The 22943-nt window shown below is 59.6% G+C and carries 21 protein-coding genes; 7 read left to right on the top strand and 14 right to left on the bottom strand.

Translation table 11 applies throughout. From position 1 onward, the window contains the following. Positions 1–22 precede the first annotated feature (22 nt). On the top strand, positions 23–1687 hold the full coding sequence (gene ettA / locus PSH81_RS23290; protein WP_226455762.1) for an energy-dependent translational throttle protein EttA: 1665 nt from the start codon (positions 23–25) through the stop codon (positions 1685–1687). Positions 1688–2046: 359 nt separating this feature from the next. Next, positions 2047–3384, top strand: coding sequence for an NADP-specific glutamate dehydrogenase (gene gdhA, locus PSH81_RS23285; protein WP_226455761.1), 1338 nt, complete (start codon positions 2047–2049; stop codon positions 3382–3384). Here gdhA and PSH81_RS23280 read toward each other — a convergent pair. The 5 genes from PSH81_RS23280 to PSH81_RS23260 form a co-directional block, all read right to left on the bottom strand. Further along, positions 3381–3869 (bottom strand): GreA/GreB family elongation factor, encoded by a 489-nt coding sequence (locus tag PSH81_RS23280; RefSeq protein WP_192298963.1) that lies wholly within the window; start codon positions 3867–3869, stop codon positions 3381–3383. The two genes, gdhA and PSH81_RS23280, sit on opposite strands and share 4 nt — an antisense overlap. Before the next feature lie 70 nt (positions 3870–3939). After that, positions 3940–4296, bottom strand: coding sequence for a hypothetical protein (locus PSH81_RS23275; RefSeq protein ID WP_226455759.1), 357 nt, complete (start codon positions 4294–4296; stop codon positions 3940–3942). Positions 4297–4424: 128 nt separating this feature from the next. Then, positions 4425–4724, bottom strand: coding sequence for a chorismate mutase (locus PSH81_RS23270; protein ID WP_192298960.1), 300 nt, complete (start codon positions 4722–4724; stop codon positions 4425–4427). 165 nt (positions 4725–4889) lie between these two features. Beyond that, the gene (locus PSH81_RS23265; RefSeq protein ID WP_305391558.1) at positions 4890–6743 is read right to left on the bottom strand and encodes a DUF4105 domain-containing protein; all 1854 of its coding nucleotides are present in this window, start codon (positions 6741–6743) and stop codon (positions 4890–4892) included. 91 nt (positions 6744–6834) lie between these two features. After that, a complete protein-coding gene (locus PSH81_RS23260; RefSeq protein WP_046381990.1) occupies positions 6835–7323 on the bottom strand; it encodes a DUF3015 domain-containing protein in 489 nt (162 codons plus the stop codon). 268 nt (positions 7324–7591) lie between these two features. On the opposite strand from PSH81_RS23260, the gene PSH81_RS23255 reads away from it, so the two are divergent. Beyond that, positions 7592–10030, top strand: a complete 2439-nt coding sequence (locus tag PSH81_RS23255; RefSeq protein ID WP_192298958.1) for a Lon protease family protein — start codon at positions 7592–7594, stop codon at positions 10028–10030. 308 nt (positions 10031–10338) lie between these two features. Beyond that, positions 10339–10647, top strand: coding sequence for a hypothetical protein (locus PSH81_RS23250; protein ID WP_226455756.1), 309 nt, complete (start codon positions 10339–10341; stop codon positions 10645–10647). Between the two features lie 3 nt (positions 10648–10650). Here PSH81_RS23250 and PSH81_RS23245 read toward each other — a convergent pair whose 3' ends face one another. Then, positions 10651–12474, bottom strand: coding sequence for a hypothetical protein (locus tag PSH81_RS23245; protein ID WP_305391557.1), 1824 nt, complete (start codon positions 12472–12474; stop codon positions 10651–10653). A gap of 162 nt (positions 12475–12636) precedes the next feature. Between PSH81_RS23245 and PSH81_RS23240 the strand changes: the two genes are divergently transcribed. Next, positions 12637–13125: a TIGR00645 family protein gene (locus PSH81_RS23240; RefSeq protein WP_017739158.1), complete on the top strand. Its 489-nt coding sequence runs from the start codon at positions 12637–12639 to the stop codon at positions 13123–13125. A 15-nt stretch (positions 13126–13140) separates the two neighbouring features. On the opposite strand, the gene PSH81_RS23235 is transcribed toward PSH81_RS23240, so the two are convergent. After that, on the bottom strand, positions 13141–14574 hold the full coding sequence (locus PSH81_RS23235) for a glycosyltransferase family 39 protein (RefSeq protein ID WP_226455754.1): 1434 nt from the start codon (positions 14572–14574) through the stop codon (positions 13141–13143). 121 nt (positions 14575–14695) lie between these two features. Further along, entirely contained in the window at positions 14696–15721 is a 1026-nt protein-coding gene (locus PSH81_RS23230; protein WP_305391556.1) for a hypothetical protein, read from the bottom strand. A 206-nt stretch (positions 15722–15927) separates the two neighbouring features. Between PSH81_RS23230 and PSH81_RS23225 the strand changes: the two genes are divergently transcribed. Further along, positions 15928–17385, top strand: a complete 1458-nt coding sequence (locus PSH81_RS23225; RefSeq protein ID WP_305391555.1) for a hypothetical protein — start codon at positions 15928–15930, stop codon at positions 17383–17385. A 34-nt stretch (positions 17386–17419) separates the two neighbouring features. Here the strand turns inward: PSH81_RS23225 and PSH81_RS23220 are convergent, their stop codons facing one another. Beyond that, positions 17420–18295 carry a YafY family protein gene (locus PSH81_RS23220; RefSeq protein ID WP_305391554.1) on the bottom strand — a complete coding sequence of 292 codons (876 nt, stop codon included), beginning with the start codon at positions 18293–18295 and terminating at the stop codon, positions 17420–17422. A gap of 119 nt (positions 18296–18414) precedes the next feature. On the opposite strand from PSH81_RS23220, the gene PSH81_RS23215 reads away from it, so the two are divergent. Further along, entirely contained in the window at positions 18415–18672 is a 258-nt protein-coding gene (locus tag PSH81_RS23215; RefSeq protein WP_226455750.1) for a hypothetical protein, read from the top strand. A gap of 33 nt (positions 18673–18705) precedes the next feature. Here PSH81_RS23215 and PSH81_RS23210 read toward each other — a convergent pair whose 3' ends face one another. From PSH81_RS23210 to PSH81_RS23190, 5 genes are all read right to left on the bottom strand, one after another. Continuing rightward, entirely contained in the window at positions 18706–19326 is a 621-nt protein-coding gene (locus PSH81_RS23210; RefSeq protein WP_226455749.1) for a hypothetical protein, read from the bottom strand. Between the two features lie 65 nt (positions 19327–19391). Then, complete coding sequence (locus PSH81_RS23205) at positions 19392–19805, bottom strand: hypothetical protein (protein ID WP_305391553.1); 414 nt, start codon at positions 19803–19805, stop codon at positions 19392–19394. 3 nt (positions 19806–19808) lie between these two features. Next, on the bottom strand, positions 19809–20177 hold the full coding sequence (locus tag PSH81_RS23200) for a hypothetical protein (protein WP_305391552.1): 369 nt from the start codon (positions 20175–20177) through the stop codon (positions 19809–19811). After that, positions 20174–21103 carry an ATP-binding protein gene (locus tag PSH81_RS23195; protein WP_226455746.1) on the bottom strand — a complete coding sequence of 310 codons (930 nt, stop codon included), beginning with the start codon at positions 21101–21103 and terminating at the stop codon, positions 20174–20176. The genes PSH81_RS23200 and PSH81_RS23195 overlap by 4 nt, the downstream gene beginning before the upstream one ends. Positions 21104–21146: 43 nt before the next feature. Next, entirely contained in the window at positions 21147–22604 is a 1458-nt protein-coding gene (locus tag PSH81_RS23190) for a DUF726 domain-containing protein (protein WP_226455745.1), read from the bottom strand. Between the last annotated feature and the right edge of the window lie 339 nt (positions 22605–22943).

The following is a 22943-nucleotide window of genomic DNA, read 5'->3' as shown; positions in this document are numbered from 1 at the left end:
AGTCACTGACGCTAGGTTTACCATGGCTCAATACGTCTTCACCATGCATCGGCTGGGAAAAGTAGTTCCGCCGAAGCGGGAAATCCTGAAAAACATTTCGCTGTCCTTCTTCCCCGGCGCCAAGATCGGCGTGCTCGGCCTCAACGGTTCGGGTAAGTCCACACTGCTGAAAATCATGGCCGGCGTCGACACCGAGTTCGAAGGCGAAGCCCGCCCGATGCCCGACCTGAACATCGGTTACCTGCCGCAAGAGCCGATCCTGGACCCGACCAAGACCGTGCGTGAAGTGGTTGAAGAAGCCGTCGCCGTGATCAAGAACGCCCAGGCGCGCCTGGACGAGGTCTACGCCGCCTACGCCGAGCCGGATGCCGACTTCGACAAGCTGGCCGCCGAACAGGCCAAGCTCGAGGCCATCCTGCAGGCTGGCGACGGTCACAACCTTGAGCGCCAGCTGGAAGTCGCCGCCGACGCGCTGCGCCTGCCGGCGTGGGACGCCAAGGTCGAACACCTGTCCGGTGGCGAGAAGCGTCGTGTGGCCCTGTGCCGCCTGCTGCTGTCGGCCCCCGACATGCTGCTGCTCGACGAACCCACCAACCACTTGGACGCCGATTCCGTCGCCTGGTTGGAACATTTCCTTCACGACTTCCCAGGCACCGTGGTTGCGATCACGCACGACCGTTACTTCCTGGACAACGTTGCCGGCTGGATCCTCGAGCTCGACCGTGGCGCCGGTATCCCTTACGAGGGCAACTACTCCGGTTGGCTGGAAGCCAAGTCCGACCGTCTGGCCGCCGAATCCAAGCAGCAATCGGCCCACGAAAAAGCCATGAAGGAAGAACTGGAGTGGGTGCGCAAAGGCGCCAAAGCCCGCCAGTCCAAATCCAAGGCGCGTCTGCAACGCTTCGAAGAAATGCAATCGCAGGAATTCCAGAAGCGTTCGGAAACCAACGAGATCTACATCCCGGCCGGCCCGCGCCTGGGTGACAAGGTCATCGAGTTCAAGAACGTTTCCAAAGGCTATGGCGACCGCGTGTTGATCGATAACCTGTCGTTCTCCATGCCAAAAGGCGCGATCGTCGGCGTTATCGGTGGTAACGGTGCGGGTAAATCCACACTGTTCCGCATGCTGATGGGCAAGGAAACCCCGGACTCCGGCAGCATCGAGATCGGCGAAACCGTGCAACTGGCCTGTGTGGACCAGAGCCGTGAAGACCTCGACGGCAGCAAGACGGTGTTCCAGCAGATTTCCGACGGTTCCGACCAGATCCGTATCGGCAACTATGAAATCCCGTCGCGCACCTACGTCGGCCGTTTCAACTTCAAGGGCGGCGACCAGCAGAAGTTCGTCAAGGACCTGTCCGGTGGTGAGCGCGGTCGCTTGCACCTGGCCCTGACCCTCAAAGAGGGCGGCAACGTCCTGCTGCTCGACGAACCGTCCAACGACCTTGACGTTGAAACCCTGCGTTCCCTGGAAGAAGCCCTGCTGGACTTCCCGGGCGCCGCCATTGTGATCTCTCACGATCGGTGGTTCCTTGACCGCGTCGCGACGCACATCCTGGCGTACGAAGACGACTCCCAGGCGGTGTTCTTCGAAGGCAACTACACCGAGTACGAAGCCGACCGTAAGAAGCGCTTGGGCGAAGCCGCTGCCCAGCCGCACCGCGTGCGTCACAAAAAACTGGCCTGATTCGGGTTGGTGGTGTGAAAGAGCGGAGCCTTCGGGCTCCGTTTTTTTTTGTGTTTTTCTGTAGGACCGAGGTGCATTCATCGCAGGCAAGCCAGCTCCCACATTCGACCGCGTCGCTGCGGATGTACTCGGTCAAATGTGGGAGCTGGCTTGCCTGCGAAGGCGGTTTATTTGTTGGTGCATTGCTTGGGTTGGTAATCCCTTTTAAGGTGCAAAAAGCCCCTGTTTTTTTGACTTATTTATATCTAATGCACCATTTAAATTCACAAAAGCGACATTTTGCCCTGTCGCAGTGCGACATGAATTGATAAAGTCCGGCTCAATCTCATTTAAAAACAATCAATTTGCCGAGACTTTTCATGATCGAATCCGTCGAATCCTTCCTTGCCCGACTCAAGAAACGTGACCCGGACCAGCCAGAATTCCACCAGGCTGTAGAAGAAGTCCTACGCAGCCTGTGGCCGTTTCTCGAAGCCAATCCCCACTACCTGACCTCGGGCATCCTGGAGCGCATCTGCGAGCCGGAACGCGCGATTACCTTCCGGGTGTCGTGGGTCGATGATCATGGCAAGGTCCAGGTCAATCGCGGTTTCCGCATCCAGATGAACAGCGCCATCGGCCCGTACAAGGGCGGCCTGCGCTTCCACCCGTCGGTGAACCTGGGCGTGCTGAAATTCCTCGCCTTCGAACAGACCTTCAAGAACTCCCTGACCTCGTTGCCCATGGGCGGCGGTAAAGGCGGTTCGGACTTCGACCCCAAGGGCAAGAGCGACGCCGAAGTCATGCGTTTCTGCCAGTCGTTCATGAGCGAGCTGTACCGTCACATCGGCGCCGACGTCGACGTGCCGGCCGGCGATATTGGCGTGGGCGCCCGCGAGATCGGTTTCCTGTTTGGGCAGTACAAGCGCCTGAGCAACCAGTTCACCTCCGTACTGACCGGCAAGGGCATGACCTATGGCGGCAGCCTGATCCGTCCGGAAGCCACCGGTTTCGGTTGCGTGTACTTCGCCGAAGAGATGCTCAAGCGCGACGGCCTGCGGGTTGAAGGCAAGCGCGTGGCGGTGTCCGGTTCCGGCAACGTGGCGCAATACGCGGCGCGCAAGGTCATGGACCTGGGTGGCAAAGTGATTTCCCTGTCCGACTCCGAAGGCACGCTGTACGCCGAAAGCGGCTTGACCGAAGAACAGTGGTCGGCGCTGCTGGAACTGAAAAACGTGCAACGCGGGCGCATCAGTGAGCTGGCCGAGCGTTTCGGCCTGGAATTCCGCAAGGGCCAGACGCCGTGGGAACTGGCCTGCGATATTGCACTGCCCTGCGCGACCCAGAACGAACTCGACGCCGATGCGGCGCGCACCCTGCTGCGCAATGGCTGCATCTGCGTAGCCGAAGGCGCCAACATGCCGACGACGCTGGCGGCCGTGGATCTGTTCATCGAGGCGGGCATCCTGTTCGCGCCGGGCAAAGCCTCCAATGCCGGTGGCGTGGCCGTCAGCGGCCTGGAAATGTCGCAGAACGCCATGCGCCTGCTGTGGACGGCCGGTGAAGTGGACAGCAAGCTGCACAACATCATGCAGTCGATCCACCATGCCTGCGTGCACTACGGCGAAGAAAACGGCCGGATCAACTACGTCAAAGGCGCGAACATCGCCGGTTTCGTCAAAGTCGCCGACGCGATGCTGGCCCAGGGCATCGTCTAAACCTCGGGGTCGATGCGCAACACTTCGATCAACTGATCGCCGACGGGGCGCTTCCACAGCACCTCGTCCCCCACCTGGGCCCCGAGCAATGCGCGGCCCAGGGGCGAACCCCAGTTGATCAGGCCTGCCGCAGCGTCGGCCTGGTCTTCACCGACCAACTGAATGCGCTGCTGCACGTCTTGCTCATTGGCGAAGGTCACCCAGCTGCCGATCTGCACCTTTTCGGTGGAAGTGGCCGGTGCTACGACTTGGGCGCTCTGCACCCGCTGGTTGAAGTAACGCAGGTCCCGCTCAAGGTCGGCCTGGCGCTGTTTATCATCTTTGGCGGATTCGACGCTGTAGTCGTGCTGCAACTGCGCGACTTTGGCCTGCAACTGCGCCAACCCCTGCGCAGTGACACGGTTGGGCTGATCACTGACGTGACGCTCCACCGGCTGGTCAGCCTGGGCGGCGGCGTTGTCCTCATTTACAAAAGCTCGGCTCATGACAGTCTCCCTCAATGGAGTTTCGGCCATGTTCGCCGCGCTTTAGTTTCAGTGGATGTCTGAAAGCGACCTATTGCGAACGATAGGCCTTGGCGGCGTCGCGGTCCTTCTCATGCTGCCAGGCGCGCTCACGGTCGTCCCAGTGATTGTCCTTGTAGTCGCGCAACTCTTCGTTCTCACGCATGGCCTTGCACTGGCGGAAGCCGTCCTCCCAGCCTTCGGCGTACTCGCGATCCTTCAGATAACGCGGGACGTTCTTGCGAAACTCCCCACTGATCACCCCGGCCGCTTGCCGCCCGCTGCTGCAGCCGTCGTCAAAGCCATCGGCAAAGGCCGGGGGGTAGCCCTTGGCCAATAACTCCTGATGGGTCGACTGGCAACCCGACAACCACACCACCGCGCACAGCAATACCGCATACCGCCACATGACGAACTCCCTGGCCGCTTACCGGCTGATGGGGATAAGTCTAGATAGGGAATTGTCGGGGGGGTGTGAAAGGGAGGTGAGAAAGCTGTTGGGCGCGGGGTAAATGTGCACGCCCCCTCCCACATTTTTTAGCTGACTTCTCCGAGCTTCGCATGCTCAGCCAGCTCCTGCTGGATAAACGCCGCAATCATGGCGCGATAGACCTGTTCGGTAACGTCCGGGTTTGCGCCGAGCGTGTGGGACAAGTCCCGCACCTTGGCGATTACCTGTTCAACCCGTTGGGGCGCCTTGACGCTATCGGTGTCTTTTTTGAAGCGCGCGGCCTGGGAGACATAGTTGCCGCGCTCTGCCAGCAGGGTGACGATTTGCTGGTCGAGGCGGTCGATGTTGCTGCGCACGTGTTCGAGGGTGGTGCAGGTAACGGCCATGTTGGTTGAGCTCCTTTAGGTGTATCTGAATGGATGCGGGCCCGATGTGGGAGCGGGCTTGCCCGCGAATGCGGTGGGGCAGTCGATACGCAAGTGGCTGATACTCTGCATTCGCGAGCAAGCCCGCTCCCTCATTTTTGATCTGTGTCGGGCTTTGGGGCGGGGTCAGTAGTGGTACCACTTCACTTCGAGCATCACCTCGTTGATGGGGGTCGACAGGTGGCTGTACTCACGCTGCGCACTCAGGCGCAGGCCCAGGTTGCGCGACAATTCCCACTGCTGGTTCAGGCTGAGACTACGGCGTACTTCGCCATTGGTAAAGAAATCCCCCCTGGCTTCCAGGCTCAGGTTGCCCAGCGGGTTTTTCCACAGCACGCCGGTGTTGAACCCTGCCGCCGGGGAGATGGCCTCGTTGAAGTCGTTGTTGTGTTCCACGCGCACGGTGCCGAGGGCGAAGCCGAGCATGTCGTCGCGCAGTTGCCAGGTGCCGCCGGCGCCGCCGTTGACGTGGGCGACAAGGGTTTCGTCGTCGTGTTTGCCCGGTACGCGCTCCAGGCCGCCGGTGACTTGCCAGGACAACGGTTGCAGCAAGGCGTTGCGCGGGGTCAGGGAGCGGATGGTGGCCAGGTCCAGTTGCTGCAATTGCCAGTGGTTGCCTTCGTACTGGCGCAGTTTCATTTGCAGGATTTCGATCTGCGCGCCGAGGGGGAAGCCTTCGGCGTTGTCGTTGAGGTCGTGGTAGGCCATGCGCAGGCCGTATTCGCCAAAGGCTTTGTCACCCCGGGTGCCGATGCCGGCTTGCCAGGTGCGTGACTCATGACCGTTTTCCGGCAGGCCTGGCGGCTGGATCTTCAGGTCCGGTGCCGGGTTCTGGTTGATTGCGCGCAGCAGTTCGAAGCTGCGCTGGGAGCGGGCCGGGTCACGCTCCAGGCCGTTGGCGCGGTAGCGGCCCAGGCGGTAGGCGGCGTCGATGATCAGGGCTTGGCGGTCTTTGGCGAGCGCCTTGAACGCGGGGTCCTGCAAGTGTTTCTGTTCTTCGCTGACCTTCAGCACCCATTGCTGCTCATCGCTGTCCAGGGGCTTGGCGCGTTCCAGCAGCTCGCGTTCGCGCGATGGGCGGTAGTCGATCTTCTCGACAAGGCCGGCGTCCTTGACGGCCTTGACCGTGTCGGTGGGGATCGCGGTCAGTGGGAACTGTTCGGTCAGGCGCAGGCCGGGGCGGGCGACTTGCAGCAATTCCAGCAGGCGATAGGAGCAGTTTTCGTCGAAGAAGAAGTAGTCGAACTTGATCTGCTTGAGCTCCCACACGTGCTCGACCATGCGCTCGGTCTCGACCTGGGTCAGGTTGAGGCGGTATTCCCACAGGTCGCGGTTTTCGAGGCTACGGTACTCGGAAAGCTTTTCCTGGTAGGGGACCAGCGCAAACAGGCCGGGATAGCCGCCCATCAGGCCTTTCCAGGCGTAGAGGATGCTGTTGTCCGAGCCTTCGATATACGCGCCGAAGTTGATCGCGTAGCTGAGCAGCGCGGTGTTGTCTCGTTGCACGTCGGCCTGGTCGATGCGCAGCAGGGTGTGACCGAACATCGACGACGGGCTGTTGAGGTAGGCCGCCGGGAAGATCATCACCGCGCTGTGGGGCGCGACGTCCTTGAACCATTGCTTGAATTCGCTGCAGTCCACGGCGGGCAGGCCGGTCAGGTGCAATTGATCCTTGAGCCAGCGGGTACGTGCGGGGTAGACGCATTGGGCGTGTTTTTCACCCAGGCTTGCGGGCGCATACAGCGCGTCGACGGTCGCCTTGAGTTCGGCATCCGGGTGGTGCGCGCCGTCGGCGGCGAGGAAGAATTTCTGGTCGCTGACATAGCTGCGCCAGCCACTGATTTTACCGGCTTCGTAATGGCCCAGAGACAGCCAGAACGGGTCGTTGGCCAGTTGCTGCAAACGTTGATCATCAAGATGCGGGGCCGCGTACAGCGGGGCGCAGGCGAAGAGTGCCATCCAGGCAAGGCGTTTGAGCATAAGGGCAACTTAAGTCGGAAAAAGTGAGACCCAAAAGGGGAGCGGGTCCAAACGTAAAACCCGCGCCTGGGGAGGCGCGGGCTGGTCGAGCTTAAGCTTGGGTTGCGTATTTCGCCAAGCGTGCATCACTTTTCAGGACAGCGAGGGTGTTGTTGTGCACGTCGTCAGCGGTCACGTCAGCCTTGCTGAAGATCTGCTGGAAGTGTTCGTGGGTCACGGCCGCGAAGTGCTCGCGATCTTCTGGCGCCACACCCAGTACCACCGCGTAGGTGGTCAGTGCTTCGCCATTGCCCTTGGCCATGTCTTCGGACAGCTCGTTCATCATGCCGTTCATGGCAATCCAGGACTTGCCGCCGTAGGTCAGGGCGCTGTTGGTGCTGCAACCGTTGGTGCCCGAAGTCATGCCGAAAGTGGCGTTACCGGACGTGCCGTTGGTGGTGGAGGCGAGGAAGTGTGCCGGCGTACCGCGTTGGCCTTCGAACAGCATGTTGCCCCAACCGCAGTTCGGGCCGCCTGGGGATTCTGCCATTGCATTGAGGGAGACAACGGTGAAGAGAGTACCGAGAAGGATCCGTTTCATAGCTTTTTTCTCTTTGTGTGCAAACCAATGGACAAGGGTCAGGCGCGTTGCAGCGCCTCAGGGGCCAGTTATTATTTGTCCGACCCGCGCAGTTTGGAGTTTAGGCAGGTTCCAGGGGTTCCGTGATTTTTTACTAACAATCAGAGTTTTCGCGATTTTTATGTAGGACCTGTTACGTATCCGAGCTTTCCCAACGTCGCGCCTTGCCAGAGCGCGCAAGCGAGAGCCAGAATGCCGTCATCTGCCCCGCCTGATGTAAGGAAGCCCGATGCCTGATCCTGTTGCTGCCAGCTTGCGTCTAGCGCCCGAAGCGCTGACTCGCCCTTTCTCCGCTGAACAGTTCAGCTTCTCGACCACCAATGATTTGGAGCCCTTTCGCGGTGTGCTTGGCCAGGAACGTGCGGTTGAAGCCTTGCAGTTCGGTGTGGCCATGCCACGCCCCGGTTACAACGTGTTTGTCATGGGCGAGCCGGGGACCGGTCGCTTTTCGTTCGTCAAACGCTACCTGAAGGCCGAAGGTAAACGCCTGCAGACCCCATCGGACTGGGTCTACGTCAATAATTTCGATGAACCTCGCGAGCCGCGTGCCCTGGAATTGCCAGGCGGTGCGGCGGCAGCGTTCATTGCCGACATCAACGGCCTGGTCGACAACTTGGTGGCGACCTTCCCGGCCGTTTTCGAGCACCCGACCTACCAGCAGCGCAAAAGTGCGATCGACCGCGCCTTCAACCAGCGCTACGACAAGGCCCTGGACGTGATCGAGCGCCTGGCCCTGGAAAAGGACGTGGCGCTGTACCGCGACAGCTCCAACATCGCCTTCACCCCGATGCTCGACGGCAAGGCGCTGGACGAGGCGGAGTTTTCGCAGTTGCCGGAAGCTGACCGCGAGCGCTTCCACACCGATATTTCCGAGCTGGAGGAGCGCCTCAACGAAGAGTTGGCGAGCCTGCCGCAATGGAAGCGTGAGTCGAACAACCAACTGCGCCAGTTCAACGAAGAAACCATCACCCTGGCCCTGCAGCCTCTGCTTGCGCCGCTGTCGGAAAAGTACGCGGAAAATGCTGGCGTCTGCGGTTACCTGCAAGCCATGCAGGTGTACCTGCTCAAGACCGTGGTCGAGCAACTGGTCGATGACGCCAAGACCGACGCCCAGGCGCGCAAGCTGCTCGAAGAGCAGTACTGCCCGAGCCTGGTGGTGGGCCATCCGGTCAACGGCGGCGCGCCGGTGGTGTTTGAACCGCATCCGACCTACGACAACCTGTTCGGTCGGATCGAATACAGCACCGACCAGGGCGCGCTCTACACCACTTATCGCCAGCTGCGTCCCGGCGCATTGCACCGTGCCAACGGTGGTTTCCTGATCCTTGAGGCCGAGAAAATGCTCGGCGAACCGTTTGTGTGGGACGCCCTCAAGCGTTCCCTGCAATCGCGCAAACTCAAGATGGAGTCGCCGTTGGGCGAACTGGGCCGCCTGGCTACCGTGACCCTCAACCCGCAGATGATCCCGTTGCAGGTCAAGGTGATCATCATTGGTTCGCGCCAGCTGTATTACGCGTTGCAGGACGCCGATCCGGACTTCCAGGAGATGTTCCGCGTGCTGGTGGACTTCGACGAGGACATCCCGATGGTCGACGAGAGCCTGGAGCAGTTCGCCCAGTTGCTCAAGACCCGCACCTCGGAAGAAGGCATGGCACCGCTGACCTCGGACGCGGTGGCGCGGTTGGCCACGTACAGCGCGCGGTTGGCGGAACACCAGGGGCGCTTGTCGGCGCGGATTGGGGATTTGTTCCAACTGGTCAGTGAGGCCGATTTCATTCGTCACCTGGCCAGCGATGAAATGACCGACGCCGGGCATATCGAGCGCGCACTCAAGGCCAAGGCCACGCGCACCGGGCGTGTGTCGGCGCGGATTCTCGACGACATGCTCGCCGGCGTCATCCTGATCGACACTGACGGCGCGGCCGTGGGCAAGTGCAACGGGCTCACGGTGCTGGAAGTCGGCGATTCGGCCTTCGGCGTGCCGGCGCGGATTTCCGCCACGGTGTACCCGGGCGGCAGCGGTATTGTCGACATCGAGCGTGAGGTCAACCTTGGCCAGCCGATTCACTCCAAGGGCGTGATGATCCTCACGGGTTACCTGGGGAGCCGTTATGCCCAGGAGTTCCCGCTGGCGATTTCGGCGAGTATTGCGCTAGAACAGTCCTACGGTTATGTGGACGGTGACAGCGCGTCCCTGGGCGAGGCGTGCACCCTGATCTCGGCCCTGTCGAAGACGCCGCTCAAGCAGTGCTTTGCCATCACCGGCTCGATCAACCAGTTCGGCGAAGTGCAGGCGGTGGGCGGGGTCAACGAAAAGATCGAAGGCTTCTTCCGTCTTTGCGAAGCCCGCGGCTTGACCGGCGAGCAGGGGGCGATCATTCCCCAGGCCAACGTCGCCACGCTGATGCTCGATGAGAAGGTGTTGCAGGCCGTGCGTGCCGGGCAGTTCCATATCTATGCGGTACGTCAGGCGGACGAAGCCTTGAGCCTGCTGGTGGGCGAGCCGGCCGGTGCGCCGGATGAAGAAGGGCAGTTCCCGGAAGGCTCCGTCAATGCGCGGGTGGTTGAGCGTTTGCGCGTGATCGCGGAGATGATCAGCGAGGAAGACCTGAAGGACGCGGAGAAGGAGCTGGCGCAGGAGGCGCTGGCCGAAACCAAGCCGACCTGACGTTGTAGTGAGCGGGCAAGCCCCGCGCCGGGTGGCGAAGCCGCCCCAAATCCATACGCCGCGGTCTGTCTGAAACACCGCGGCGTTCCGTTTGGGGCGGCTTCGCCATCCGGCGCGGGGCAAGCCCGCTCACTACAGTCATAAAATTGGCGGTGGAGGGGGGGTGATGGCCGTTGGTCTCTACGGTCTTGGTTTGTAGCGATTTTATTCTATTCTCTGCTCAAGGGATTTCTACAGGAGTCGCAGGATAGAAACAGCCTCGCCGTGTGTGATCGAGGCTGAACGCCGATCTAACGAGGGTCGCCGCCATGTCGCGCAACCTTTGCCTTACCCGCCAGTGTTTTGGCCTGGTCACCCGTATCGAATGCTCCATTCGCCCTCTCGCGGGGGATAACGGGCTGTGGACCTTGTTGTTTGCCGCCGGAATGACCGGTGAGCAGCCGTCCACCATCAAGTCCCAAGGCCCGTTCCATGGGCCTTTTGTGGCGGAAAGCATGCTGGAATCAATCGTCGACAGCCTCACTTCCCATGGCTATGAGAAGGCGGGCGACCCGCAGATCTGGAGCCTGCACATGCAGGCCCATCTGCGACAGCTCAATGGCGACACCCAGCACTGAGCGCTATTTGCTCTCGGGCTTGTCCAGCTTGACCTCGAAACCGTATTGCACGGTGCTCAGGTCAGTGCGCTGGTAGCTTTCCAGGGTGGTTGGCTGGCCGTAGAAATAGTGCACGTCAAACATCGCCGTGCCGAATTCCTCGGCGCGGTGGCTCACACCGAGAATTTCCTTGAGGTAGTTGCCACTGGCGTCCTTGGCATAAAAGCGCCAGCTGTCGGCGGGGAATTCCTTCTGGTCGACAATCAGCGCGTTGTCCTTGAGCGACAGGCCCTTGGGCAGCTTGGCGACATCAATCGTGGCTTTGTCGATGGTGGCGAGGAACAGCGGCACCGAGCCCACCACAAACGCCGGGTTTTCCGGGAACAGGTTGAGGTCGTAGGTCAGCGTGCCGCGTGCCGGGTTCAGCTCGAAGGCTTCGGTCGGCAACTCGATCGGCTCACCGCGCTCGCCCTTGTCATCGGCGGTGAAGAAGGTAATCGGCGATTCGCTGCTGTTGCGCTCGGCGCCGACCAGGTCGTCATTGAAGGTGAACGGGTGGTCGAACACGATATGGGCGGCACTCGCGTCTTCGGTCGACTGGCTGATGGTGACGCTGTTTTTCAGCTGGTCTTCGGTCATGCTCGCGTCTTTGAGCCAACCGGCGGCGCCGTCGTCATACACCGTGACCGGCATCGGCAAGGCTTGCACGGTTTTCTGCAGGCTGTTCTTGTCGAAGCGCAGCACTGGTAGATCAAGGTCTTTGCGGGTGAGCGTGGCGGTGGAGAAATCCAGCACGTTGACGTGTAGCTTGTCGATCACGCCATTGAAATAGACTTTGGCGTAGTGGCTGGTTTGTTTGTGTTCGAAGGCTTTCTGCTCATCGACGAGTTTTTTCTCGAACGCATCCGACCAGGCCGTCTGCTTTTGCATCTCGGCCAGTTGTTTCTCGTAGAACGCCACCTGCGCTGCGCTTTCGTTGATCGAACCCGAACGCGTGAGGAATTGCCCGGTGCTGTCTTGCGCTTGTACCAGCAATGGGTTGGGCGATTCGTCGCCCACTTCTGCGGCGAGTGGCGCGCTGTTGGTCATCTCGATTTCGGCGTAGTTCTTTTCCAGTAACAACAGCTTGAGGCTCACAGTGCCGTCGGTGCGGGTGCGGCCGACGTCCTGTTTCGACAGCTCGAAGTTCAGCAGCTTGCCCGGCGCGACCACTTCTACCGTGCCCTTGAGGCTGACGGGCTGTGGCTGGCTTTTGTTTTCCGTCTCGACGCCTTCGATGAACGGGTAGGTTACTGTCAGATCATCGGGGTTGGTCAGGTTGGAACTGCTGGGGCTCAACTGGATGCCAGGGTCGGTTTCCGACCATTCCGGCTGGAATGGGATGACTTTGTTGTTGCTCAGCGTGACCGACTGCCATTCCAGCCCATGGGGGAAGGGGAATTGGTCCGGGGCATTGAAGCTGAACGGGAAGACCGGCTGCAGATCCGTCAGGTAGTCGGAATGCGAGGCTTTGCGCAGTACGAAAAGGCCGTTGATATAGGTGTCCACCAGCGCCTGGGGCGTAGGGTAATGCGTTAGCAGGGCGAGGGAGTTTTCACCGTATTCGGCTTCGACGGGTTTGTCGGCGAGTTTGACCCGCGCCCGTTCCAGCAACAGCAGCGAGCCGCCAAGGTCGGCGATGGCGTCGCGCAGTTTGGGGTCCTGGATGCTGTCGAGGGATTGCTCGAACTTCGCGGTTTTCTCTTCGAGGGTGGCCTGCTTCTGCTCATCTTTGGGGGAGCAGCCGCTGGCCATCAGCAACGCCGCACACAGGCCGATGTTGGCCAAAGGGGATCGCACATCCATCATCTGAGTCTTCCTGTCCGACATCATCGAGCCGATTTAATGGCCTCGACACTAGCAGAAAAATTCTCTTACAAGTGCCGGCCAGGTCAGTTTTCTCGCGGTTACAGGTGTTTGACAGCGGCTGGTATAATCGCCGCCATTTTTAGCCACGCTGTGTGAGATCCCATGGAACGCTTTATCGAAAATACTATGTACGCCTCACGCTGGCTGCTGGCGCCGATTTACCTGGGGTTGTCCCTGGGCTTGCTGATCCTGGCGCTGAAGTTCTTCCAGGAAATCATCCACGTGCTGCCCAACGTGTTCACCATGTTGGAAGCCGACGTCATCCTGCTGCTGCTGTCGTTGATCGACATGGCGCTGGTCGGTGGTTTGCTGGTGATGGTGATGATCTCCGGCTACGAGAACTTTGTCTCGCAACTGGACATCGATGACAACAAGGAAAAGCTCAACTGGCTGGGCACCATGGACTCTTCCTCGCTGAAGATGAAAGTGGCGGCGTCCATCGTGGCGATTTCCTCCATCCACTTGCTGCGCATCTTCATGGACGCCAAGAACGTCGATCCACAACACCTGATGTGGTACGTGATCATTCACATGACCTTCGTCGTCTCGGCGTTTGCCATGGGTTACCTGGACAAGCTGACCAAGCACTGATCCCCCACGCAGGCCTTACTGCTCTATGAAGTAGTAAGGCTTGCGACTGATCGCCATCTCCTTGATGACCTTCACCGGTTCCTTCAGCACACTGGTTTGATCCGTCAACGCAACGTTGCCGGGTTTGGCGCTGAGGAATGCCTGCAACTCGGCCTCGGTTTGCAGGAGCGGCACATAGCCCTGCATATAAAAAACCCCGGCGCCGGCAATCCGCTCGTTGGGCTGAAACATCGCCACTTCTCGACCTTCTGCTTGCAGCGCCTGGAGCTGGCTGATCACCGGCACGAATGACTCGCGCTTGTCGGCCTTGGGCGCGAACACGAATGCAGCGCTCATATAGCTGGCAATCAGTACGGCGAACACGCCGCCGATCACCTGCCGATGGTAGCGGTAGAGTGCGGGCTTGCGGTCTTTCAGGCGGTCCAGCAGCACCCGCGCATATTCTGCCGCGAGCACCGCGGCGGCTGGCGTGAGCGACATCAGGTACACGGTGCGCTTGCTCGAAGCCAGCGTCAGCAGGGTGAATTGCGCCACCAGCCAGATGCAAAAAAACAGCAAGTAGCGATTGCGTGCCAGGCTCTTACGCAAGTGCCACAGGCCCAGGTACACCAGGATATTCCACGGCAGAAAGGCTTCGGGCAGCTTGGCAAGGTAGTAGTAGAACGGTTCGTAGTGCCCAGCCTCGACGAACGAACCGCTGAAGCGCCCGACGCTGTTGGTCCACAGCACTTCGCCGACGGCCTGCATACCGCCACGTTGAAACAGGAACCCCAGCCAGATCAGCAGCGGCACCAACGCCAGCAAGGTGAACAGCCCGGGCTTGAGCCAGTCGCCGATGCGCAGGCGTTTGTCGATCACGCTTGTAACGACCAGATACACGAAGATCACGATGCCCGGCATCGCCAGGCCCAGCACGCCTTTACTCAGGGTGGCGATCACCATGCCGAGGGTAAACAGCGCCCAGGCGCCGGACTTGGAGCCTTGGTTCTCAGGACGCATCGCCTGGTAGAACCCCAGCAGCGCGGTGGTGACGCCGAGGCTGAGCAGCGAGTCTTCACCCACGCCGCGTACGTTGCTCCAGTAACTGGCCATGGTCGCAAGGATCAGCGCGGCGCTGAACGCCAGGGTCTGCGGGCGGCCGAACTTGCGCAGCATCCCGTAGAACAGCATCACGCTGAACAAACCGGCAAATGCCGAGGCCAGGCGTACCGCCCAGGTGGTGCCGCCGAACAGGCGAATCGCCCCGGCGTCGAGCCACAGGCTCAGGGGCGGTTTTTCCAGGAAGGGTTCGCGAAACAGTTGCGGCACGACCCAGTTGTTGTCCAGGTGCATGGCCATTGCGATCCCGGCGACGCGGGCTTCGGTAGAACCTTGCAGTTCGTGGCTGCCAAGGGCAAAGAAGAACAACAGGGCAACAAGCAGGAGCAGCAGAGGAACAGGACGCGTCATGGATTCTGGCTACCAGGGCGAGGGAGCGCTCGGGGGGAGCGGTCATTGCAATGGGCTAGTATCGGTCGGCGATTCTGAATATTTCGTGAATGAGCGCGGGATTTTTCTACGCCCAAGTCTCTTACGGTGCCTGCAAGCTCGGTAGTGCCGCTTTACCTTGTGCCGTCAGGACCGGCGCCAGTTGCTCCCAGGTGAAGCTCAACTCGTTGTCACAACCGTCGCCTTGGGCGGGGGTGGAGAGTTGCAGGCCCTCGGTGTTGAAGCTCAAGTCGAAGGTGGAGTAACTGGTGACCGCCGGGCAGCCTTCGTCGACGCTGGTTTGTTTGGCCAGCCAGGCGCTGAACGTGGCCGGCAGCTGGACTTGGCCGGAGTAGGGGCTGTCCCACTGCGCCTGGCCGCCGAGCCATGTCCACGGGTCGACGCTCTCGCCGGTGTGCAGGTTCCAGCTGTGCAGGCCCCAACTGATGCCGCCACGGCCGTAGCCTGCCGCCCAGTGGTAGAACCGCACGGTGATCCACTGCGAGGACCAGTAGAACGGCTCCACCGTGATCTCACTGGTGTAGGTGCCGCCGCTCTGGTCCAGGGCGTTGCGGCGCTCTCGGTAGAACTGCGCCTGGCCTTCGGGGCTGATGGCCATGCGCGCGAGGTCTGCGTTGATCTTGCTGATGGCCGGGCCGTCGCCGTCGAGACTCAGGGTGACTTGCCCGCCCTGGGTTTTGACCTGATAGGCGTGTTCGTTGAAGGTCTTCTTTTCCACCGTTACCGGCGGCGGCGACGCTTCGAGCGGGTTGTTGTAACTGTCGCTGGCGCAACCCTCCGCGTCCGCACGTTTTAGGCGCAATGCCAGGCCTTTGCCGCCTATGGCCTTGCTCCAGGTGCCGGTGAGTGTGTCGCCGTGAGGGTCGTCCAACTGCCAGAACCCGGTTTGCCCGTCTTCTACCCAGGGCTCGCTCGCGTTGGCCTGGGTCAACTGAATCGGGCTGAGGATACGCTGGTAGTAGTAGCTGCCATTGGCGCCGTGGGCGCCGTTGAAACACGCGGTGATCGCGGACTTGCCCAGGGTGCCGGTCCACACGCCGGCCAGGTCGGCGGCAGTGGCGAGCAAAGGGGTGCAGGCGAGGGTCAGGACAGCAAGGGGCTTGAACACGGGTATCGGACTTCCGGTTGTCTGATAGAGGGCGCTAGGGTAATGGGAAGTGCGTGCGGAACCAACCTATACCGAAGTTCGTGCCCCATCGCGATTGAGTTTCACGACCTGCTCTTTTTGTTTACCTGTATGAACGCACAACGTGGACGCGACCTGCTGTTTTACTTAGGGTGTGGCGATTCAATATCAGCCATAAGGCAGTCTGCATGAAGCGTGAACAGTTCCTGACACAACCTGAAGTCGCGTCGTTTGTTGAATGGTTGCAGGCCAATTTGCCGACGCTGACCTTCAACCTGAACTTCAAGGCCAGCAAGTTTGTGCCCGGTGGCTTGATTGCTCAGGTGCAGGGCTTCGAGCAGGTGATCGGGCACTACCGCTGGAAGGCCAGCTGGCAGGATGCCCACCAGCAGAGCGTCAATTCGCAGAGCTGGGTGCAGACCCGGCAGTCCCTTGGACAGTTGGGCGCTTGGCTTAAACGCGCAGTCGACGCGGGTGACGAGCCGCAAGCGCTGCAAGCCTGCTTGCAGGTGCTGCGTTGGGGCGGGGTACGCGGGGCCATTCCGTTTTTGCAGCGATTGGCGACCAACGGGGAATTGTCGGCGTATTTGCGCAAGATGGCCGGGCTGATAGCGCTCGACGGTGAGCAGGACCTGGATGACCTCAACGCCAGCAGCGTCCAGCGTTTTGATGCGGGCCTGACCAAGATCCATGCCCTGCTGGATGCGTCGGGGTCGCCGATTTATGACAGCCGTGTGGGGGCGGCGATGGGGATGTTGTATTCGTTGTTTCGCCAACAGTGGAGCGGCGGCGGCAAACCGTTGCTGGCGTTTCCCTCCGGTGGTGCCCGTGGCAGCCAATTGCGCAACCCGGGCGCGTTTGTGAACGGGTTGGCGGCGCGGCAGTTTTCGTCGATCAGCTATGAAACCTGGGCCCGCTCGCAGGTGCGCCTGGGATGGATCATCCGAGAGCTGCTGGGGCGTACGAACTGGTTCGCCGACCAAGGGGCGTTGCCCGCGCGCTGCCATGCGTTTGAGGCCAGCCTGTTTGTGTTGGGGTATGACTTGCGTTGTTTTGGACTGGCGCCGCAGGTTGTCGTGCCGGTTGCAGGTCAGAAGGCGCGTAAAGCTGACAGCACGGGGTGGGTGCCGACGGGGAACACGTTCGATCAGGCTATCAAGGACTACCTGGAGTATTACCGCAACGGCGGCGAACCGGAAAAAGCACCGTTCGTTGATTGGCTGTCGACCCATCGCTCTATCTCTCGCGGGACCGCGCAGGGTTACTGCTTTGCGTTTTCCATGCAGGAGTTCGACCTCTTCGACTGCTCGCTTGAAGTGCTTGAACGGATCGTGGCAGGTGGTGAGGACGGCTTGCGTGCAGCCCTTGCGAGCGAGGTGCTGGAACCCTTTGCCTTGGGGGATGAACGGGTCAGTGTGTGCCTGGTCGATGTGTTGATCACGGGGCGGGCGTACCAGCGTGAAACAACTGGCAAGGCACGCGTCGCATCTATCGTGAGCGCGGGTTATGCCGGTACGCCCGATACCGCAAACACCCTGATGCACCTGGGCCGCAACGTCGGCCAGCACTTTGGCCTGCTCAACGCGCAATACCTGCCTACGCCGCTGTTCGAGCGGTTCTTCGGTGATTGCGACCTCGACGCCTGAGGCGTTCTATCGCCTCGACGTTTGCGCGCAGCCCTCAATCAAACGTAAGCCACGGCCGCAGCTCTTTGAGGTTGCTGACCACAATCTGCTGCGCCTCTGGCGTGGTGGCCAGGTTTCGCGGGTCGATCTGATAGCGGCGCAACACGTACCGCACCAACGCCTTGCGGCTGGCGACCACCAGTTGCCCATCGGTCATGCCGAAGTCGGTTTCGATGATCGCCTGCTGCGCAGTGTTCAAGCGGCTGTCAGGGGCGAAGATGATCGGCACTTCGGTGTTCCAGTCGTCATCTTGCTCGCGTGTGTACGCTGACGCGTCGAGCAACTCCGGCTCGCCGCGCAGGCGGCTCAGCACAAAGTCACGGTACTGGCGGTTCTTCTCGCAATAGGCGCGCACGTGCCAGCGCATGCCGGTGTACACCAGGGTGTGCGGGGCGATCAGGCGGATTTCCACGTTTGGCGTGTTGAACGAAACGTACTCGGTCTCCAGGCGCAAACCGTCGCGACAGGCCTTGAGCAACGGCCGCAGGATTTCCGGACGGATTGGCCGGTCGGGCACTTCCAGCACCTTGGTGTGGGCGTAGGCCAGGGCCAGCCCATCGATGTGCGGCGCCCGTTCATTGTTCTGGTACAGCAGGTGCAAATAGGCACTGGCGCTGTCCTCGATGAACCGCGGCTTGAAGTGTTTGCTCGGTACGTAGCCCTTCAGCTGCTTGTCATATGTCAAGTTTCGGGGCGCATGTTCATTGATGTAGGTGTTGATGTCCTTGGAGGCCTGCTGGCGGCTGATGCCAAAGCTCTGCATCAAGTGCCCCGTGGTCAGCCGGCCTTCCCACCAGGCGACGGTCTCGATGAGGCGATAGCGAAGTGCCAGGTCCCAGCGCACTTGCTCGATGGATTGCTTGCGTTTCATGGCTGCTCCATGTGTGTGAATACTTTACCTGTATAAGTCTACATTCTAGACCTGTCGTGAATCACTACATATCGTGTTGCTGTCTTCGAAATACCTCGAAGGCCTGAAAGGACGTGAACATGAGTATGTCGGAAGTGGTTTCGACGGGGGCATTGGTGGTGATGGGGATCATCCTGCTGGTGCTGATCCAGCATTGCCTGAAACTGAGCGAACTGTGGAAGATGGTTGCGCACTACCAGAAAGACCTGCGCTGGGCGCAGATCTGGGAAGTGGAGAACCGCGAACTGCGCTCGGCATTACGTGCCGAGCGTGAACACGTTGCGCAGTTGCAGCGCAAGTTGGAGTTGTTGCAGGCGATGATTCCGGTGGAAGGCTAGCTCAGCGGTGTCAGATTGCGGGCTGTTTGCAACTCAGATTTCAATCGCATCCGCGAACTCATCCTGCATGCGGCGACGGACCAGGAACACCGGTTTTTCTTCGTCTTGAGTGCGCGGTTTTTCCAGTTCGAGTTCTTTGCTTTTGAACTTGGCTTCGACGATTTTTTGCGGGGTTGGGAAGTCGCCTTTTTCTAGCAGATACTGCTGGTAAATAGGCTTCAGCGGCCGCAGCAGGCTGGAGAGTTCGATAAAGTTGCTGCCCTCCAAAACGTCCAGGCGTGTCTTGATCTCGGCTTCCACCGCTTGGGTATAACGCGCTTTCAGATCCTCCTTCAGCGCACGCAGGTCGAGGCCTTCTTGGGCGATCAATTCCATCGTGGCCTTGAGGTCATCAGGGTTGTGTTCCTTGATGAGCCGCAGGGCTTGGAGGAAGTCTTGACGCTGCAAGGCGGCAGGGATTTTTTTCAGCAGTTCGCGGTTCTTCACGCCGTCGCGGTAGGCCTTGATGATCAGGTAAGGGATGCTGATAGGCAGGGTCACAATGCCCAGCGCGCAGATCGATACCCACTTGGTGACGGACCAGGCGTGTTTGAGGATGATCCCCGCGAAGCCGATCGCCAGCAGCAATAAAAACCCGTAGACAATAATGATCATGGTGACTCTGCTATCCGACAAATAGAACAGTGGAGAGCGTGCACCGGCACGCTCCGCTTAAGGCATCAGGCCGTTGGTTTGTCGTACGTGTAGGCGATTTTTTTCTCGGCGCGGATACGCGCCTGGTCCTCTTTCAAGAAGTAGAGGTCCAAGGATTTCGGCGTATCGATGTGAGCGCTTTTAACCCATTGTTTATTGGCGTCCGTGAAGTAAAGGTCTACGCCAAAGACGAACTTATCCTCGTCCTGCAGCGCAATGAAAACCTCACCTGATACGAAGTCCAACTGTTTGGCTGTTTGCTCGTGAAGAATGTAGGGGTCGAGGCCAGTGGTTTTTTGAGCCAGGTAGTCATCGACTGAGACTTGGCCTTCCTTGATCAGTTTTTCGCCCTCTTTGAGCAACTCTCTCAAGCCCAGCTTGACCGCCTTCTTGAAGTCTTCCAGCAGGGCGCCACCCAATGTCTTGTCGTCGTGATTCATGAGTTACAGCTCCAGCTTGAGTTCTTTGGCAATGTCTTCTGAAATGTCCACCGGCGCTTGGGTGCTTTCCAGCTTGCGGCGAATATGCTCGGGCACATCTGATGCGGGAATGGTCCGCGTGGTGACGGTTTCTTCCCACTGCTGATCTTCATTTTTCGAGTAGAACTTGTTCAGCGCCTGTAAGCCTGCGGCAATCCCGGCAACCACATTCTGGGTTTTGATGTAGGCGGTCAGGCCGACGATGGTTGCTTTGACGATTTGGCGTACGTGTTTGACGGAGGCTTCCAGAAAGTTCTTTATCTTGTCCCAAAATGCAGAGACCACCACGGCGCCGGCGAACAGTGCCGCGCCCAACAAAATAAATGGAATCATTCCAGCACCATCCCTGTTTGCTTTTCGACGTAGTCCTTGGAGACCACTTTGGTTGTAGTTGTGTATTCGCTTTTTGCGTTTGCCTGTTTGCTGGCAAGGGTGTTGTTTATTTCCTTCAAAATGTCCTCTTCGCAAAGGCAGGTCGACTGCTTGTAAGCGGCCTTGAAGGCGGCCATCAGTGTGATGTTCTCGATGTCCGCCGCACTCAATCCCTGCGCCGCCTGTGCATAGGTTTCCAGCGCCAGGCCGGCTTGCAGCGGTTGCGGGATGTAGCGTTGGAACAGCGCGACGCGGTTGTCATGGTCCGGTAGCTTGAAGTGGATGTGCTTGGCGATCCGGCGCATGAAGGCGGGGTCGTAGTTGGAGATGAAGTTCGTGGCGAAAATCAGGATGCCGCTGAAGTCATTCAAGATGTTCAGAAGTACCGAGCGGGTCTGGTTGACACTGGTATCGGTGGCGCTGGTCATGTTGGTGACACGTCGACTCAAGATGGCATCGGCCTCGTCGAAGAAAATCACACAGTCCATTTCCTTGGCGAAATCAAACACCTTCTTCAGGTTCTTCGGCGTGTCGCCCACATACTTCGATTCAATCTGTGAGTAGTCGACGACCAGCAGATCCTTGCCAAACGCTTGGGCAACCGCGTGCGCCGTGATGGTTTTACCAGTGCCGGGCTCGCCATAAAAATTCAGTACGAATTTGTCTGACATCTTGTGGGTGCTGGCGAAGCCGAGGGTCTTGTAGACGAATTCACTGTCTTTGCGCAGGGCAATCGCAGAGAGAATTTCGTCTTTGGTGTGGCTGTTGACCACGACGTCATCCAGGTTGTATCTGGGAACAATGACTTCAAAGTCATACGCCGGTGCTGCGGGCGCTTGCTCCTTGCTATGTGGCTCGGCCTTGGCCAGCGGTCTTCCGATGGGCATATCTACTCCAGGCTTGGAAAATCAAACGCGTGCATAGGAGGGGTCATGGGTGCTTGAATCCACGCTCGTTACCCCAATGCACACGTGCAAAAAACACCACGGCGACCACCGGCACCAGTGCCGAATAACCGGGCTTCAAGGCGGTCTTCAAATTGGTCATCCAGCGCCCCACCGGGGTCATGTCCAGCAGGCTCGGGAGCGCCGAAACCACATTCCAGGTGGCGAGGCCGCTCAGGTTGATCTCGCCACGGGTAACCGCCAACTCGCCTGACGGCTCAGCCTGCGGTGGGGTTGACGGGCTCTTGAGGTAAGAGGCCAGGGTCAGCCGTTCCGCCAACGCGTCCACATGTTTGAAGTAGGTGTCGGCGGGCATGGCCTTGACCACGGCAATCGTTGAACGGCTGAACGCATGGCCATCTGGAAACGCGTTATCGAACACTTGTCGAATCAGCAGGGCTTCGAGCTCTACTACGGAGCTACAGGTTTGCCGGCCATTGCCCAAGTCGAAATGACTGACTAACCCATCGAGCACGTTGGCATAGGCAAGGCCGCGCCCGCGGGTCAAATTGGCCAGGCAATGCCCGCCCAGCAGCTGCAGTTCCTGGATGAAGGAATACAGCGGCTTCTGCTCGTCGAAGGACACCCAACTGCTGCTTTTAAGGTGCTTGATGCCTTGCTCCAGCACGGCTGCTGGCGCGCTTTGCATCAGACCGTAGAGCAGCGCGTCAGTGTGGATTGGGTCCTGCGACATCACCGCGCCGAGCCGCTGGCCGCTAAAACCCGCGAACCGAGTGCGCAGCAAGACGTCATGCAGCTTGGGCCAATAGTCCAAGTGGCCGAAGTCGGTCATTTCGACATTTTTAAAGTGCGGTACCTCGTGTCGACCCACGCAGGTCTCATCCACATTCATCAACAAGATGGCATCGGATTTTGAATAGGCGTTAATCACCCGCCCCGCCGCGCAGTTGTTCAATGCCTGGGCCTCGTCTGCCGAAACCTCGACTGCCGCAGCCATCAACAGCACATCGCCGATGATCAGCTCACAAGACTCGGGATGGCTGGCCAGCTTGCGCAACGCACTGACCACCACCCGCCCGCCCAGGGAATGGCCGACCAGATTGACGTGGGTGACATACGGATAGTGCTCCAGCAGATGGGCCTCCAGCTCCTCAAGCAGCGCTTCGCCAATGCGGTTCGCCCGCTTGCGAACCACCGCGAAATGCACCGACCGATCCAGAGCAAATGCAGCAATACCCGCACCGGGATGCAATCGCGAAGCGCCCATGATGACGTTGCGTGACATCGAACTGATTGAGGAATAGTGGCTGGAGCGCCAGAACGCCAGGAGGTTGATGTCACCGTCCAGCGCTTGCGGGATCTGGCTGGACAGAAGAGTACGATCACCCAGGTTATGGCCCGCCGAGTAGCCGTGGATAAACACGTTGGCGATGGTGCTGGCGCTGAAGGATTGAGTGGTGAAGCTGAAGTGTTTTGTTTCCAACGCTGAGATTCCGTTCAGTCGCGTGGTTTGGGGGAGCGTTAGGTTATCGGCTGGGAGGGGGGGGACTTTAGGGCAGAAGGCCATCATTCTTGTTGGGGGAAGGGGAGGGGGATTTGGAAGGGGGGGAGAGGAGTTGCAGGCACAAAAAAAGACGTCCGTGGACGTCTTTGTTTGATCATTTGGTGGGCCGGGGGAAGTTGAATTCATTACTTAGGCATTTGATCTAAATGACTAATTTGGGTTTGTAAAATTTTCTGGAATACCAGTTGGAATACAGGCAGAGCTGAATTGAGCAACATGCCTCATTGCCGTCCTGTAGGCATGGCCGACAAGAACATC

Origin of the sequence: Pseudomonas sp. FP2335, from assembly GCF_030687535.1 — a bacterium.
GTDB lineage: Bacteria > Pseudomonadota > Gammaproteobacteria > Pseudomonadales > Pseudomonadaceae > Aquipseudomonas.
This window is presented reverse-complemented; position numbering and strand designations above follow the sequence as displayed.